This is a genomic window from Pseudomonas sp. P65(2024) (assembly GCF_057480955.1).
This window is the reverse complement of sequence record NZ_JBLIYX010000003.1, coordinates 378,737-393,087: the sequence shown is the minus strand read 5'-3', so window position 1 is coordinate 393,087 and position 14,351 is coordinate 378,737. Positions and strand designations below refer to the sequence as shown.

The 14,351-nt window shown below is 67.0% G+C and carries 13 protein-coding genes and 1 pseudogene; 3 read left to right on the top strand and 11 right to left on the bottom strand.

All coding sequences use genetic code 11. The features are described 5' to 3' along the window. Window positions 1-5 precede the first annotated feature (5 nt). The 7 genes from AC25MA_RS07230 to AC25MA_RS07200 are packed head-to-tail and all read right to left on the bottom strand — an operon-like array spanning window position 6 to window position 4,916. Window positions 6-680: an urease accessory protein UreF gene (locus AC25MA_RS07230; protein WP_028689447.1), complete on the bottom strand. Its 675-nt coding sequence runs from the start codon at window positions 678-680 to the stop codon at window positions 6-8. Beyond that, the gene (locus AC25MA_RS07225) at window positions 680-1,225 is read right to left on the bottom strand and encodes a HupE/UreJ family protein (RefSeq protein WP_062364237.1); all 546 of its coding nucleotides are present in this window, start codon (window positions 1,223-1,225) and stop codon (window positions 680-682) included. The genes AC25MA_RS07230 and AC25MA_RS07225 overlap by 1 nt, the downstream gene beginning before the upstream one ends. Before the next feature lie 19 nt (window positions 1,226-1,244). Beyond that, window positions 1,245-1,730, bottom strand: a complete 486-nt coding sequence (gene ureE, locus AC25MA_RS07220; protein ID WP_028689445.1) for an urease accessory protein UreE — start codon at window positions 1,728-1,730, stop codon at window positions 1,245-1,247. A gap of 10 nt (window positions 1,731-1,740) precedes the next feature. Continuing rightward, window positions 1,741-3,444 carry an urease subunit alpha gene (gene ureC / locus AC25MA_RS07215; RefSeq protein WP_028689444.1) on the bottom strand — a complete coding sequence of 568 codons (1,704 nt, stop codon included), beginning with the start codon at window positions 3,442-3,444 and terminating at the stop codon, window positions 1,741-1,743. Then, window positions 3,441-3,758, bottom strand: a complete 318-nt coding sequence (locus tag AC25MA_RS07210) for an urease subunit beta (protein ID WP_028689443.1) — start codon at window positions 3,756-3,758, stop codon at window positions 3,441-3,443. Before AC25MA_RS07210 ends, ureC begins: the two co-directional genes overlap by 4 nt. Before the next feature lie 10 nt (window positions 3,759-3,768). Then, the gene (locus AC25MA_RS07205) at window positions 3,769-4,071 is read right to left on the bottom strand and encodes an urease subunit gamma (protein WP_038706005.1); all 303 of its coding nucleotides are present in this window, start codon (window positions 4,069-4,071) and stop codon (window positions 3,769-3,771) included. Between the two features lie 11 nt (window positions 4,072-4,082). Further along, window positions 4,083-4,916, bottom strand: coding sequence for an urease accessory protein UreD (locus AC25MA_RS07200; RefSeq protein ID WP_028689441.1), 834 nt, complete (start codon window positions 4,914-4,916; stop codon window positions 4,083-4,085). Window positions 4,917-5,200: 284 nt separating this feature from the next. Here AC25MA_RS07200 and AC25MA_RS07195 point away from each other — a divergent pair, with 284 nt between their 5' ends. Both AC25MA_RS07195 and AC25MA_RS07190 read left to right on the top strand, forming a co-directional pair. Beyond that, entirely contained in the window at window positions 5,201-5,569 is a 369-nt protein-coding gene (locus tag AC25MA_RS07195) for a glyoxalase superfamily protein (protein ID WP_028689440.1), read from the top strand. After that, window positions 5,566-5,919: a hypothetical protein gene (locus AC25MA_RS07190; protein ID WP_028689439.1), complete on the top strand. Its 354-nt coding sequence runs from the start codon at window positions 5,566-5,568 to the stop codon at window positions 5,917-5,919. The genes AC25MA_RS07195 and AC25MA_RS07190 overlap by 4 nt, the downstream gene beginning before the upstream one ends. Before the next feature lie 15 nt (window positions 5,920-5,934). On the opposite strand, the gene AC25MA_RS07185 is transcribed toward AC25MA_RS07190, so the two are convergent. Then, window positions 5,935-8,772 carry an HD domain-containing phosphohydrolase gene (locus AC25MA_RS07185; protein ID WP_069017711.1) on the bottom strand — a complete coding sequence of 946 codons (2,838 nt, stop codon included), beginning with the start codon at window positions 8,770-8,772 and terminating at the stop codon, window positions 5,935-5,937. Between the two features lie 574 nt (window positions 8,773-9,346). Here AC25MA_RS07185 and AC25MA_RS07180 point away from each other — a divergent pair. Next, the gene (locus AC25MA_RS07180) at window positions 9,347-10,705 is read left to right on the top strand and encodes an 8-oxoguanine deaminase (RefSeq protein ID WP_028689436.1); all 1,359 of its coding nucleotides are present in this window, start codon (window positions 9,347-9,349) and stop codon (window positions 10,703-10,705) included. 5 nt (window positions 10,706-10,710) lie between these two features. Here the strand turns inward: AC25MA_RS07180 and AC25MA_RS07175 are convergent, their stop codons facing one another. From AC25MA_RS07175 to AC25MA_RS07165, 3 genes and pseudogenes are all read right to left on the bottom strand, one after another. Beyond that, on the bottom strand, window positions 10,711-11,634 hold the full coding sequence (locus tag AC25MA_RS07175; protein WP_280093145.1) for an ABC transporter substrate-binding protein: 924 nt from the start codon (window positions 11,632-11,634) through the stop codon (window positions 10,711-10,713). Continuing rightward, entirely contained in the window at window positions 11,627-12,355 is a 729-nt protein-coding gene (locus AC25MA_RS07170) for a hypothetical protein (protein WP_036985845.1), read from the bottom strand. Before AC25MA_RS07170 ends, AC25MA_RS07175 begins: the two co-directional genes overlap by 8 nt. Window positions 12,356-12,366: 11 nt before the next feature. After that, a pseudogene (locus tag AC25MA_RS07165) lies at window positions 12,367-14,321 on the bottom strand (TonB-dependent receptor plug domain-containing protein). Window positions 14,322-14,351 lie beyond the last annotated feature (30 nt).

Below are 14,351 nucleotides of genomic sequence, written 5' to 3'. Positions count from 1 at the left end.
AGTCCTCAGGAACGGAACAAACGGGTGTATTGGGTTTCGTGACGCGATGAGGCGATGGCCAGCAGCGGCAGACCGCCGCCGAGCTGGTCGTCGTCGAGGGCCAGGGCATGATCGAGCACCGCGGGCAGCTCCTCGCCCAGGTCACGCAGCAAGGTCTGGGCGGCCTGCTGGCCGAACGGCACCAGCTTCACCCCCGCCATCACCGCCCCTTCCAGCCAGGCGAAGCCATGGCCCAGGGCGAGCTGGCGCAGAGGAATCGACCAATGCGCGCCGAGCCAGGCCATGCCGCCCAACTGACTGAGTTCGAGGCTGGCGCGCCAGGCCGGAGCCTGCGCCAGTTGCCAGCCATCGAGCAGGCGTGCCAGGGCGCTGCCGCGCTGGCGCTCTTCAAGGCGCAGTTCGGCAGTCTCGCGGTTGGCCAGCAGGAACAGGCTCCAGTGGGCGAAGGCATCGGCATCGTCTGCCTGGCATGCCCGGTAAAGGCGTGCCAGCAGCGGCCAATCGAGATGGCCGAGGGTGTCGCGCAACTGCTCGCGCTGCCAGGCCGCGAAGCCCTTGGCACCCTTCACCCAGCCGGCTTCCACGGCCCACTCCAGGCCTTGCGAGTAGGTGAAGCCGCCCACGGGCAGGCCGGGGCTGGCCAGCTGCAACAGGCGCAGCAACGCCAGGTCGCTGGTCATCAGCCGGCCAGCACCAGGGCGGCACCGGCCAGCAGGCCGCCGCCAAAGGCTTTCTGCAGGCCGGCATGACGACGCAGCAGGCAGCCGACGCCGAAGCCCACCGCCAGCAGCAGGCCGCTGACCGTGACGAAGCCGGCGCTGAACTGCCAGAACGCGCTGGGGGTGGCTTCCACGCCGTGGGCCCAGCCGTGGAACAGGGCGAACACCGGCATGATCAGCGACAGCAGCAACTGGCGGCTCGGCAGCAGCATGGCGGCGGCGGCCACCAGCAGCGAGCCGAGGATCATCTGCTCCATACCAACCACGTCGCCGAACAGATGGCCGCACACCGCGCCACCAAACATCGCCGCCAGGGTCGCCAACGGCAGGGCCAGGTTGCGTCGGGTCAGGGCGGCGAGCACGCCGGTACCGAGCAGCATCAGCAGGTGATCGAGGCCGGTCAGCGGGTGCAGCAGGCCGTCCTGCAACGGGTTGGCGTCGTGGCCGGGGTGGGCGAAGGCCGGCAGGGCCACCATCAGCAGTACCAGGGCGAAAGTCTTTTTCATTGTGGGCTCCAGGGTGAGGTCAGGAATGGGCAGGCAAACGAACGAACGGATGGGCGTGGCCGTGGGAATGTCCGTGTGGCGCGCTCTGGTAGGCGCCGGCCTCGGGCTCGAACGGCGCCTGTTCGGCGACCACCTCCAGCCCCAGGCCGCGCAGCATGTCGTCGAGCACATGGTCGTGCTGGTAACGCAACAGGCCCGGCTCGATCTGCAGCGGCACATGGCGGTTGCCCAGGTGGTAGGCGGCGCGGGCCAGCAGGTGCGGGTCGGCGCAGCGCACCGTGGACACCGCCTCCGGCGCGGCCAGTACCTGGATTACCTGAGTGCCTTCGGCGTCGCTCAGCAGTTCGCCGCCACGCAGCAGATGGCCGCGCTCGAGCATCAATCCGGCCTCGCGGCCATCCTCGAGGGTGACGCGCAGACGGCTCTTGATGCGGCTGTCGACATCGAGGGTGACGGTGCCGGTGATGGCGCCGGCTTGGGTGATGCGACGGGTGAGGACAATCATGTTCGCTCCTTCAGAACAGGAAATAGCGCTGCGCCAGCGGCAGCTCGTGGGCCGGCTCGCACACCAGCAACTCGCCGTCGGCGCGCACCTGGTAGGTCTGGGCATCGACCTCGATCAGCGGTTGCAGGGTGTTGTGGACCATGTCGGCCTTGCGCACCCGCCGACAGCCATGGGCCACGCCGATCAGGCTCTGCAGCTTCAGCTCATGGGGCAGGCCACGGTCCAGGGCGGCCTGGGGCAGAAAGGTCATGCGCGTGGCATGCCGCGCCGCGCCCAGGGCGCCGAACATAGGCCGGTAGTGCACCGGTTGCGGGGTCGGGATCGAGCCGTTGATATCGCCCATTGGCGCCGTGGCGATCATCCCGCCCTTGAGCACCAGCGCCGGCTTGACCGCGAAGAACGCCGGCGCCCACAACACCAGGTCGGCGAGCTTGCCCACCTCCACCGAACCGACCTCGTGGGCGATGCCATGGGTCAGCGCCGGGTTGAGGGTGTACTTGGCGATGTAGCGCTTGACCCGGAAGTTGTCGCTGTAGGCGCCATCCGGCGCCAGCGGGCCACGGCGCAGCTTCATCTGGTGCGCCACCTGCCAGGTGCGCAGCACCACCTCGCCGACCCGGCCCATGGCCTGGGAGTCGGACGAGGTCATGGCGAAGGCGCCCATGTCGTGGAGGATATCCTCGGCGGCGATGGTCTCGCGGCGGATGCGCGACTCGGCGAAAGCCACGTCCTCGGCGATGCTCGGGTCCAGGTGGTGGCAGACCATGAGCATGTCGAGATGCTCGTCTACCGTGTTCACGGTGTAGGGCAGCGTCGGATTGGTCGAGGACGGCAGCACGTTGGCCTGCCCCGCCGCGCGGATGATGTCCGGCGCGTGGCCGCCACCTGCCCCTTCGGTGTGGAAGGTGTGAATAGTGCGCTCGCCGATGGCGGCCAGGGTGTCCTCAATGCAACCCGACTCGTTGAGCGTGTCGGTGTGGATCGCCACCTGGATGTCCATCTCCTCGGCCACGCCCAGGCAGCAGTCGATGGCGGCGGGCGTCGAGCCCCAGTCCTCGTGCAGCTTGAGGCCCACGGCGCCGGCAGCAATTTGCTCGCGCAGGGCCTCGGGGCGCGAGGCGTTGCCCTTGCCCAGCAGGCCGATGTTGATCGGCAGGCAGTCTGCGGCCTGGAGCATGCGCGCTAGGTACCAGGGGCCGGGGGTGCAGGTGGTGGCGTTGGTGCCGGTGGCCGGCCCGGTGCCGCCGCCGATGAAGGTGGTCACGCCGCTGGTCAACGCCTCGTCCACCTGCTGCGGGCAGATGAAGTGGATATGCGAGTCGATGCCGCCTGCGGTGACGATCTTGCCTTCGGCGGCGATCACCTCGGTGCCCGGCCCTACCGGCACCGTCACGCCGGGCTGCACATCAGGGTTGCCGGCCTTGCCGATGGCGGCGATACGGCCGTGCTTGACGCCGATATCGGCCTTGACGATGCCCCAGTGGTCGATGATCAACGCGTTGGTCAGCACCAGGTCCATGGCCTCGGCCGCCAGCATCTGGCCCTGGCCCATGCCGTCGCGGATCACCTTGCCGCCGCCGAACTTGACCTCTTCGCCATAGATCGTGAAGTCCTTCTCCACCTCCACCCACAGCGCGGTGTCGGCCAGGCGCACGCGGTCGCCGACAGTGGGCCCGAACATGTCGGCGTAGGCCCGACGGGAAATACGGCTCATGCCTTGCCCTCCAGCGCGCCCATCACCTTGCCCTGAAAGCCGTACACCTCGCGCTTGCCGGCATAGGCCACCAGTTGCACGGTGCGGGCCTGTCCCGGCTCGAAGCGCACCGCGGTGCCGGCCGCAATATCCAGGCGAAAGCCACGGGTCGGCTCGCGCTCGAACACCAGGGCGTCGTTGACTTCGTAGAAATGATAGTGCGAGCCCACCTGCACCGGACGGTCGCCATGGTTGGCCACGCTCACGCTGAGGGTCTGGCGGCCAACGTTGAGTTCGATGTCGCCCTCGGCGACCTGGACTTCTCCGGGGATCATGCCGGCCTCCTCAAACGATGGGTTCATGCACGGTCACCAGCTTGGTGCCGTCGGGGAAGGTCGCCTCGACCTGGACGTCGTGCAGCATCTCCGGCACGCCAGCCATCACCTGCTCGCGCACCAGCACCTCGCGGCCCAGGCTCATCAGCTCGGCCACCGTGCGGCCATCGCGGGCGCCTTCGAGCACGGCGGCGCTGATCAGTGCCACCGCTTCCGGGTAATTGAGTTTCAGGCCACGGGCCAGACGCCGCTCGGCCAGCAAGGCGGCGGTGAACAGCAGCAGTTTGTCTTTCTCTCGCGGGGTCAGCTCCATGGCGGCTCTCTTCAGGTGGCCCAGATGCGCGGCGGGCACGGCGCCAGGCCGAGCACGGCCGGGCGCAGCAGGTGCCAGAGGCGCTGCAGGTTGCGTTGCAGGTGTTGGTTGTCGTGGTCGAGCAGGCGGATCACCAGCAGCGGGCCGAGCAGGGTCGCGCCGGCGGGCGTGGCCAGTTCGTCGAGGGCCTGGCGTACCTGCTCAAGCAGCGCCTGGTCGGCCGGCGCGGCGCAGAACGTGGCGACCAGCGGGTGCCCGGCCAGTTTGTCCAGTTGCCCGCCTTCGATACGCAGGCGCTCGTGCAGCCCGGGCTCACCAGGCAATTCGATAAGTAGCCGGCTGTCCAGGGCGCCCTGCTCGAAGCGTTCGTTCATCACCGGGCGGCCCAGGCACAGCGTCTCCCAGGCCAGCAAGCGGGCACCGGGCTCGAGGGTGAAACGGCTGTCCAGGCGGGCTCGGGCGCCGTTGAAGAAAATGCTGTCCTGGGGCAGCCACTCCAGGGTGCTGCCGGCGGCGAGGTGAAAGCGCTGGGCCAGCCGTGCGGTGGGGCCGATGCTGCGGTAGAACTTGCTGGCGCCTGGCATGGTCAGCAAGGCGTGGCTGCCGGCCTCCAGGTGGATGTCCAGTTCCAGCCGGTCACCGGCGACGATCCCCCCGGGCGGGTGCAGCACATAGACATGGCACGGTGCGCCCTCCGGATAGAACGGCCGCTGCACCAAAAGAGGTCCGACATGACGGCGCGCACCAAGGCGGGTCACGCCTTCACGCTGGACAAAGCGCAACTGCAGATGGGCGCTCCAGCCCGGGTCTGCCTGCGGTGGGTCGATCTGTTGCGCCAACGACATCCTGGAACCCCTGAAATCCGTGGCCTGGCGGCCGGATTGAGGGTCAAGCGCGGGGGGCTTTCGGGCACGCCGGGCTGACCGCTCGATCAATATTCGCTGAGGGGATATAGCAGGGAACGGGCCAACTGCGCAGATGAACGATGATGAAACTTTCGGACCGCCAGTCACGCCGCGAGGCTGCGGCCCAGAGCGGCTACGCCCCGGTGCGCAATTCAAGTGCCAGCCTCCGTGGCGAACTGCGCTAAAGTGACCACCCTGCCCTTTTTCGAGCCAAGGACGCCCTCATGCAATTCGCCCCCGCCATTCCGATCCTGCGGATCTTCTCGGTCGACAAAGCCCGGGAGTTCTACCTCGATTTCCTCGGTTTCCAGCTCGACTGGGAACACCGGTTTGCCCCGGACCTGCCGCTGTACATGCAGGTTCACCGCGACGGCCTGATCCTGCACCTGTCCGAGCACCACGGCGACGCTACGCCGGGCGCGGCGGTGTTCGCCCGGGTCGAGGACCTCAAGGCCCTGGAGGGCGAGCTCATGGCCAAGCGCTATGGCTATGCGCGCCCACAAGCCGAGGCGGTCGACTGGGGCCTGGAAATGCAGGTGGTCGACCCGTTCGGCAACCGACTTCGCTTCTGCCAGCAGATCGACAACGTCTGATGGCTACAGGCAAACGTGCCTTGGCGCGCCTGGAGCGGGAAATGGTCGCCTGCCTGACCGAAGCCTGCGCCACCGCCCAGGGCGAGATCGTCGGCTTCGCCTGGCTCACCCACCAGGTAGACCTCGACGACTTCCCCGCCAGCCTGCGCATCACCTGGGTCTTCACCGACGACACCGACAAGGCCCGGGCCCTGGCCGGCGCGGACAAGGCGCGGATGATCGCGCTGACGGCCCAGGCGCTGGCGGATGCTGGAATCGTGCTGGATCATGTGGCCTGGCACGTGCGTTTCGACAGCGAGGAAGCCTGCTGGCGCGATCACGGGGGCGACTGGAACCGGCGCCTGCGTTGACAGGCCCGGCAACGCCTACAGTTGCGTCAGCCAGTAGGCCACGTCCACCTCGTCGATCTGCTCGGGGCGCAGGAACTGCTCGGCATACTGCCGGTACACGCCGGAGCTGAGAAACAGCCGCAGCAACTGCCCGTCGAGATGGTTGTCACGCGCCATGAAGACCAGGATCTTCACCGACTCGGACAAGGTCTTGGGCGCCTTGTACGGCCGATCCGCCGCCGTCAGCGCCTCGAAAATGTCGGCGATCGCCATCACCCGCTCGGGAATGCCCAGCGCGTCCTGGCCGAGCCGGCGTGGATAGCCGCTGCCGTCCATCTTCTCGTGGTGGTTGCCGGCAATCGCCGGCACACGCCGCAGCTGACGCGGAAACGGCAAGGCGCTGAGCATGATGATGGTCTGCACGATGTGCTCGTTGATCTTGAAGCGCTCCTCGTCGTTGAGCGTGCCCCGGCGGATCGACAGGTTGTACAGTTCGCCGTGGTTGCTGGCATGGGCCGGCAGGTGCATATCGAAGCCCCAGCAGTTACGCGGATCGTCCTTGGCCACCGGTGGCTTGCGCGGTCCCCAGGGCACCTGGTGCTCGTCGCGGTCGGCAAGCAGCGGCTCCTCCACCGGCAAGGGCGCGGGTGGCGTGTCGGCGAAGCACGCGGCCTCGTCGCGGGAGATGCCCAGGCGGTTGTCGAAGTGCCGCAGCCAGCGGCGCTGGCCGATAAGGCGCAGGCGCTCGATGTCGGCCTCCTGCATGAACTCGCCGCCAATATTGGCGTTGGCGACGAAGGCGAACTCGTCCTGCAGCTCGGCCCGGCTTTGTTCCAGCTGGCGTCGCAGCACCGCCTCGTCGTCGCCATTGGCCACGCTTTGCCAATAGGCGATCTCGCTGTCGCGCCAGAGCACTTCGAAGCGCATCCGCACCTCGTGGATGCGGTTGTACAAGGTCTCGAGCTTGGTCGCCTTGTCCACCACGTACTCGGGGCTGGTGATCTTGCCGCAATCGTGCAGCCAGGCGGCCACGCGAAACTCATAGCGCTCGGCCTCGTTCATGGTGAAGGCGGCATAGGGGCCGCTGTCGGCCTGAACGGCCTGGTCCAGGAGCATCTGCGCCAGCTGCGGCACGCGCTCGCAATGGCCGCCGGTATAGGGGCTCTTGGCGTCGATGGCATCGGCCAGCAGCTTGATCATGGCATCCAGCAGGCGCTGCTGGGACTCGATCAGCTGACGCGTCTCGATGGCCATGGCGGCGGCGCCGGACAACTCGTCGACGAAACGCCGGAACGCCTGCCCTGCATGTTCGTTCTCCAGTTGCAGCACCAGGATGCCGAGCAGCGCCTGGCCACGGTCGTTGAGTACCACCGCCAGGCTGCGCCCCTGCAACGACAGGGCCTGGGTCACGGCGCTGGCCAGATCCTGATGATCCTCTTCGTGGACCGCCAGCTCTCCCGGATAGTCCTGTGCCCGGCAGGCCGCGGCCAGGCGCAGGCGAGCGTTGTCCGCGTCGTACAGGTACACCGCACCGGCACTGGCGCTGGCGGCGGCCACCAGATGGTTGAGCACGCTGTCGAGCATGCGTTCGAGCTGGGTCTCGCGGCTGAGGGTGAGTGTGATCGCCTGGAAGTTGCGGATGGTACCGGACATGCGGCTCAGCACCCGGCTCAGCTCACGCACCTCCGAGACCCGCGAGAGCACCCCCACCTCGCGGCTGAAATCAAAACCGGCCAGGCCCTGCACCTGCTCGGTGAGCCGCCGCAGCGGGCGACCGATACGCCGGCCCAGCAAGCCACCAAGCAGCAACAGCACGGCCGCCAGCGCCGCGGCCCAGAGCAGTTGCTCGAACAGCACCTGGCGCGCTCCGGCTAGCAGCTCATGGGCCGGCACGGCGATCAGCAGCTGCAGGTCCTGCCCGGCCACGGTGGTCAGCGGCACGCGCATGCCGTACCAGGTCTTCCCCTCGACCTGGTACGCCTGTGGACGCGTACCTTGGAGAGCATCGGTGTGGACCCGCGCAAGGCTGGCAATACCCAGCTCATCAATGCGCGACAGACGCACCGCGTCGCCCTCGCGAACGATCACCCGTTGCAGGTCCGGATAAGCCACCACGCTGCCCTGGTCATCGACCACGGCGATCTCGGTGCCGGCGGTCATGCGCAGGTCGCGGCTCTCGCTGGCCAGGTCGGTGATCGAGACGTCCATGCCAATCACCGCCGCGCCATCGACGCTACGCTGGGCCATGGTCAGGCCGATCTCGCGGGTGGTGAAGAACACATAAGGGCGGGTGAGCACAGTGGTGGATTGCGCCGAGGCTTCGACGAACCAAGGCCGTTGGCGCGGATCGTAGCGATAATCCGGTTTGGGCTGTTGCAGCAGCAGGGTCATTGCCTGGTCATAGAAACGCCATTCGCCGTGCAACGCACCGTCTGCGCCAAGGCTGACGGTCTGCACCAGGAACGTCGTATTCGCCGGGGCCGCGAAGCGCTGAAGCAACTGTGGATCACGCAGGCGACGGACCAGCAGGAACTCGCCATTGGGATAACCAAGGTAGGCAGCACTGAGCATGCGATTGGCGCGCAGGGTCTCGACCAGTTGCGGCAGGCGCTCCAGGTGCTGCGCCATTGTGCCCGCAGAGCCATCGAAGGCCAGCAGGCGGATACTGCTCTGCACCGGATCGACCAGGCGCCGGGCGCGCTCGTCGATGGTCCTGCCGACCTGCTGGGCGGCATCACCAGCGGCGGCCACCAGCGTCTGGCGCACACCCAGGTAACCCTGCCAGGCCAGGGCCGAGCCAAGCGCCAGCATGCCCAGCATGATCGCCAGCGCCACCAGCCACTGCAGGGAAATACTCCGGCCATGGTTGTTCATCAATGCCTGCCCCCCGCAGACACCCGCCTTGGCGCATGCTCGATCAACGCGCAGCCCATTCCAGGTACTCCCCGTGTGGTGATTTCCACAGTGTAATCAGCCAATGCGAACATGCCGGCCACAGCGTAGTCGGCAGCGAGACAGTCGCATACTGGCATATCGGCATCAAGCATGCAGTGCCCCATCGCCCACGCCGTCTTCATGGCACTCGTGGGCTCGCCAGCAAATATCCCGTATACAAAAAAAAGCAATTCTGTTTACACTACGCGGCGCCTACGACAACGGTCATCGCCGTTGCGTATTGCGACAGGCACAAGCCATGCGACATCCGCTACCGCCCACCCTCATCGGGTTTCCTGCTCGAATGCCGTGCGTCCTGAACGCCGCATCCGTCCTGCTACCGTCTGCCCACACGCTGCCAATGCCCTCACCGGCGCTACGCGTGCACGGCACATCGTTCGCCCCAGCTTTCGACGCCCGGCCTCGCCGCGCCTGACAGCTCAGTCGCGCCCGGTGCGAACGCCGGGTGCCTCCCTACACTCAGAAAACACACCCCAACCGGGAGGGGACCCTCATGCCCAAGACACTACTGGTCAAGAACGCCGAACTGCTGGTGACCATGGACGGCGAGCGCCGCGAGATCAAACGCGGCGGGCTCTACATCGAAGACAACGTGATCAAGCAGGTCGGCCCCAGCGATACCCTGCCACAGCACGCCGACGTGATCCTCGACATGACCGGCAAGGTGGTCATCCCTGGCCTGGTCAACACCCACCACCACATGTACCAGAGCCTTACCCGCGTGGTGCCAGCGGCCCAGGACGGCGAGCTGTTCAACTGGCTGACCAACCTCTACCCGATCTGGGCGCGGCTGACCCCGGAGATGATCTCGGTATCGACCCAGACCGCCATGGCCGAGCTGATCCTCTCGGGCTGCACCACTTCCAGCGACCACCTGTACATCTACCCCAACGGTTGCAAGCTCGACGACAGCATCCACGCCGCCGAGCAGATCGGCATGCGCTTTCACGCCGCCCGCGGCAGCATGAGCGTCGGCCGCAGCCAGGGCGGCCTGCCGCCGGATTCGGTGGTAGAGAAGGAAAGCGACATCCTCAAGGAGTCGCAGCGTCTGATCGAGGACTACCACGATGCCCGCCACGGCTCGATGCTGCGTGTGGTGGTGGCGCCCTGCTCGCCGTTCTCGGTCAGCCGCGACCTGATGCGCGAGGCGGCGGTGCTGGCCCGTCAGTATGGCGTGTCGCTGCACACCCACCTGGCGGAGAACGTCAACGACATCGCCTACAGCCGCGAGAAGTTCGGCATGACCCCGGCCGAGTACGCCGAGGACCTGGGCTGGGTCGGCCACGACGTGTGGCACGCCCACTGCGTGCAGCTCGACCAGCATGGCATCGAGCTGTTCGCCCGCACCGGCACCGGCGTCGCCCACTGCCCGTGCTCGAACATGCGCCTGGCTTCGGGTATCGCGCCTATCCGCAAGATGCGCGACCACGGCGTGCCGGTGGGCCTGGGGGTCGATGGTTCGGCGTCCAACGACGGCGCCAGCATGATCGGCGAGGTGCGCCAGGCGCTGCTGCTGCAACGGGTCGGTTTCGGGCCAGATGCGATGACCGCCCGCGAGGCGCTGGAGATCGCCACCCTGGGCGGTGCCAAGGTACTCAACCGCAACGATATCGGCGCCCTCGCCCCAGGCATGGTCGCCGACTTCGTGGCCTTCGACCTGGGTCATGTGGCCTATGCCGGCGCCCTGCATGACCCGCTGGCAGCGCTGGTGTTCTGTACCCCGACCCATGTCGACACCAGCGTGATCAACGGGCGCGTGGTGGTGCAGGACGGACGCATCACCACCGTCGACCTGCCGCGGGTGCTGGAGCGTCACAACCAGTTGGCGCGACAGTTGGTCATCGGCGAGTAGGCCAGCTATGGAATAGCCATTTCCCTGAGCCGCTGCGCCAGCTCCAGGGCCACCCGCCCGCTGGCCGGCGTCGGCACCAACTCAGTGAATGGGATATCGATCAAGCGGTTCTCGCGCACCGCCCGCAGGCTCGAGAGCACCGGGTCGCGGGTCAGCAACTGACGCTTGCGACTGGCCGGCGACCACAGGGCGTCGGCCAGCACGATCACATCGGGATCGCTGCTCAGCAGCGACTCGCGGCTGACTGTCACGCGATACTGGTCAAGCCCACCGAGCACGTTGCGCGCTCCGGCGGCGGCCAGCAACGGCGTGACGAAACCCCGCCCGCCTTCGCTGTCCAGCCCCCGGACCTCACTGTCGAGGTAGAACACCGACAACGGCCTGCCGTTCGCAACAATCGCCCTGGCCCGCGCCAGGTCCGCGTCCATCGCTTCGATCAGCGCCTGGGCCCTTGCCTGCCGGCCCAGCAGCTCGCCGAGGAGGGTCAGGTCACGCCGGACATGGGCGTAGTAATCCAGCGAATGGCCGGCACAGGCCGATTCAAGCAAATAGCTGGAGATCCCGTTGCCGGCCAGCCGAGTTCGCGAGCTGACCCCGTCGCCAAAGGCCGAGGCGAATCCGCCGACCACCAGGTCAGGCCTTTGCGCATACAGCACCTCGCTGGCCGGGTACTCCCGGGCGATCACCGGCACGCCCTGGTAGCGGCCCTGCGTGTAGGCGGCGCCGTTGTCGTCCAGGTAGGCCACGCCGACCATCGATGGCCCGGCGCCGAGGGCGAGCAGCAGGTCGGCCGCGTGCTGGTTGAGGGCGACGATACGCGCAGGCGCCGCAGCGGGCCGTTGCCAGTCCTGCCCACAGTTGCGATAGCTGTCGGCCAGGACCGGTGTGCCACAGCACAAGACCAACGACAGCAGCCAGGCGCTACGCATCGCCAGCCCCTCCTTTGATCAGCAGTCTTTCGGCGATCCTTGCGCCCTGTAGATGCATTTCCACCAATTCCTCCACCTCCCGATCATCACGTACCCGATACCAGCAGCCGTCCGGGTGCACCGTCAGTACTGGCCCCAGGTTGCAGGGGAACTGGCAACCAGTGCGAGTCAGCAGCACGCCGCCCGGCGTCTCGATCAAGTCATGGTCCAGCAGCCGCCGGCGCAGGCGTTTCCACAACGGCAAGGCACCGCGCCGCACACAGCGCGGGCCGGTGCACAGGAACACTTGGCGGGCATGCTCGGGCACACGCGACCAGTCCGGATCGCTGGCCACCGCGTTGACCTGATCGCACGGCAGGTGGCGGGTGTGCTCACCGATGCTGGCACAGGCCGCCCGCGCGTCCAGGCCGCGACGGCCCAAGGCCTGGGCCGTGACCCAGACACCGGCCCGACCTTGCGCCAGACGCCCCAGCTCATCGCGTAGCCAGTCAAGGTAGGCGCTGTCCGAGGTGGGTTCCAGGTCCACTACCAGCAAGCGCTCAACACCCTGGTCAAGGGCCTCGCGGATAACCACCCACAGCCCATCGAAGCCCTCCAGGGTATCTACGATATCCCGGCCCGCCTCGCGGCCACGCAGGTCGCGGACCTCGGCGCCAAAGGCTTCGGCCGCAGAGCCAACGCCCAGGCCAGGGCCGACGAACAACACGCGCTGGTAGTCCATGCTCACGCCCCTCAGAAGGTGTAGGTGTACCGCAGTTCGCTGGTGAACGGCCGTCCGAGATTGTCGACGTTACTCGCCCGGCTGGTGACATAGTCGCGGTCGAACAGGTTCTCCACCAGCAGGCTCAACCGGTGCTGGCGGGCACCGTCCAGGTAGCGGTAGGCATCGACGTCGACCACCGAGTAATGGCCGTACTCGACGCCCTTGGAGCTGACCACATCGCGAATGTAGCGAATGGCCCCTCCGGCACCCCACATGCGGTCCGCCGATTCGTAGCCGAGCCGCGAGCGGGCGAAAAAACTCGGCACGTCGTTGATCGTCGCCCCGGTGCGCGACTCGGTGAGGTTACGGGTCATGTCGGCCTGCAGGCTCCATTGGTCGTCGAGCTGGATACGTGCATCGGCCTCGAAACCCCGCATCTGCACTTGGCCCTGGCCGTTCACCCACTGGCTGCCGTCCAGGGTGATCAGGTCGGTGATCTTGCGCCGGAACACGGTGACGCTGACGCTGAATTCGCGCGCCAGCAGCAGGCCGTGGTAGTCCAGGCCAAGCTCGGCGTTGCGGCTCTTCTCGGGCTTGAGGTCGCGGTTGCCGATCTCGTCGCCGGGCTCGTTGACGAACAGCTGCTCGGCGTTGGGCAGCTTGTAGGCGCTGCCGTACTGGCCACGCAGTTGCCAGTTGTCGTTCAGGTCGTACAGCGAGGTAAGCATGCCGACGGTGGCGCTGTCGCCGCCGCTCATGGCCTCGTGGCGCACGCCAAGGCTCGGGTGCCAGTCCGGCAAGGCCTCGATCCTGGGCCGCAGCTGGGCATACAGCGCATTGGCCTGGGCCTTGTTGTCGTCGATCACCAGCACATCGTCCTGGCCCTTGAACCACTGGTTGTCGGAACCGAACACCAGCACATGGCCGCCGTCGAGTTCGGCCTTGCCCTCGGCCTGCACGCCCCAGTCGGTGAAACCCCAGTAGTCGTTGTGGTTGACCACGTTACGGCTGCCATCGTCACGGTTGTTGATGCGGGTGTAGCGGGTGTCCAATCGTTGACGTGGCCCTTGATGAAGTAGCTCAGGCGCTCGTTGAGGCGCTGCTCGAAGGTCGCCGTGGCGATCTGCTGCACGCGGTCATTGGTGGTCTTGTAGTTGTTCACTGGCCGGGCGAAATCAAGGTTGGCGTCGGTGTACTGGTAGAACAGTTCCAGCCGCGCATCGTCGCCGAAGGCCTGGACCGCCTTGCCGCCGAAGGTGGTCACCTCGTAACCGCGTTTCTTGTCGCTGACGTTGCCGCTGTAGTCGCGGTTGCGAAACGGCTGGTAGCCGTCGGAGACGTTGTGGCTGACATAGGCCAGCAGGCCCAGGTCGCCGAAGCCGTTACTGAAGATCCGCTCGACGCGGGCGTCCTTGCTGCTGCCGGCGAAGCTGTCCAGGCCCAGGTTGACCTCACCCGAAGCCTCGCGGCTCTGCGGGCTGCGGGTGACGATATTGATCACCCCGGCCACCGCCTGGGTACCGAATAACAGGCTCTGGCCGCCCTTGAGCACCTCGATGCGCTCCACCGCGTTGGCCGGCAGGGTGTCCAGGTACAGGCCGCCGTACAGGCGGTTGTTCAAGCGCACGCCGTCGAGCAGGATCAGGGTGTCGTCGTTACGCCCGCCGAGCAGCGAATAGGTGCCGTAGTCGAACGGGCCGTTCTTCGGCGCGACGTAGAAGCCAGGGATGAACATCTGCATCACCCGGGTGATGTCGGCGCCGGGGCCGGCGCGCTCGATCTGCTCACGGCTGACGATCTCGACCTTGCTGCCGTACTGGGCCATGGCGGCGACGTTGGTCGACTCCACCGAAGGCGCGACGACGATCTGCTGGTCGAGGACCAGGGGCGTGTTTTCGGCCAGTGCCAGGGGGCTGGCCAGGCATCCCAGAAGCAGGGTCCGGGCCTTGGGGGATAAACGTCGGGAGTGAATCACAGCAATCATGCTCTTCTCGAAAGTGACTTTCGCAGAAGC

Coding starts and splice junctions, on each gene's coding strand:
- AC25MA_RS07230 (WP_028689447.1), bottom strand. CDS start 680: ATGACCAGCGACCTGGCGTTGCTGCGCCTGTTGCAGCTGGCCAGCCCC.
- AC25MA_RS07225 (WP_062364237.1), bottom strand. CDS start 1,225: ATGAAAAAGACTTTCGCCCTGGTACTGCTGATGGTGGCCCTGCCGGCC.
- ureE (WP_028689445.1), bottom strand. CDS start 1,730: ATGATTGTCCTCACCCGTCGCATCACCCAAGCCGGCGCCATCACCGGC.
- ureC (WP_028689444.1), bottom strand. CDS start 3,444: ATGAGCCGTATTTCCCGTCGGGCCTACGCCGACATGTTCGGGCCCACT.
- AC25MA_RS07210 (WP_028689443.1), bottom strand. CDS start 3,758: ATGATCCCCGGAGAAGTCCAGGTCGCCGAGGGCGACATCGAACTCAAC.
- AC25MA_RS07205 (WP_038706005.1), bottom strand. CDS start 4,071: ATGGAGCTGACCCCGCGAGAGAAAGACAAACTGCTGCTGTTCACCGCC.
- AC25MA_RS07200 (WP_028689441.1), bottom strand. CDS start 4,916: ATGTCGTTGGCGCAACAGATCGACCCACCGCAGGCAGACCCGGGCTGG.
- AC25MA_RS07195 (WP_028689440.1), top strand. CDS start 5,201: ATGCAATTCGCCCCCGCCATTCCGATCCTGCGGATCTTCTCGGTCGAC.
- AC25MA_RS07185 (WP_069017711.1), bottom strand. CDS start 8,772: ATGAACAACCATGGCCGGAGTATTTCCCTGCAGTGGCTGGTGGCGCTG.
- AC25MA_RS07180 (WP_028689436.1), top strand. CDS start 9,347: ATGCCCAAGACACTACTGGTCAAGAACGCCGAACTGCTGGTGACCATG.
- AC25MA_RS07175 (WP_280093145.1), bottom strand. CDS start 11,634: ATGCGTAGCGCCTGGCTGCTGTCGTTGGTCTTGTGCTGTGGCACACCG.
- AC25MA_RS07170 (WP_036985845.1), bottom strand. CDS start 12,355: ATGGACTACCAGCGCGTGTTGTTCGTCGGCCCTGGCCTGGGCGTTGGC.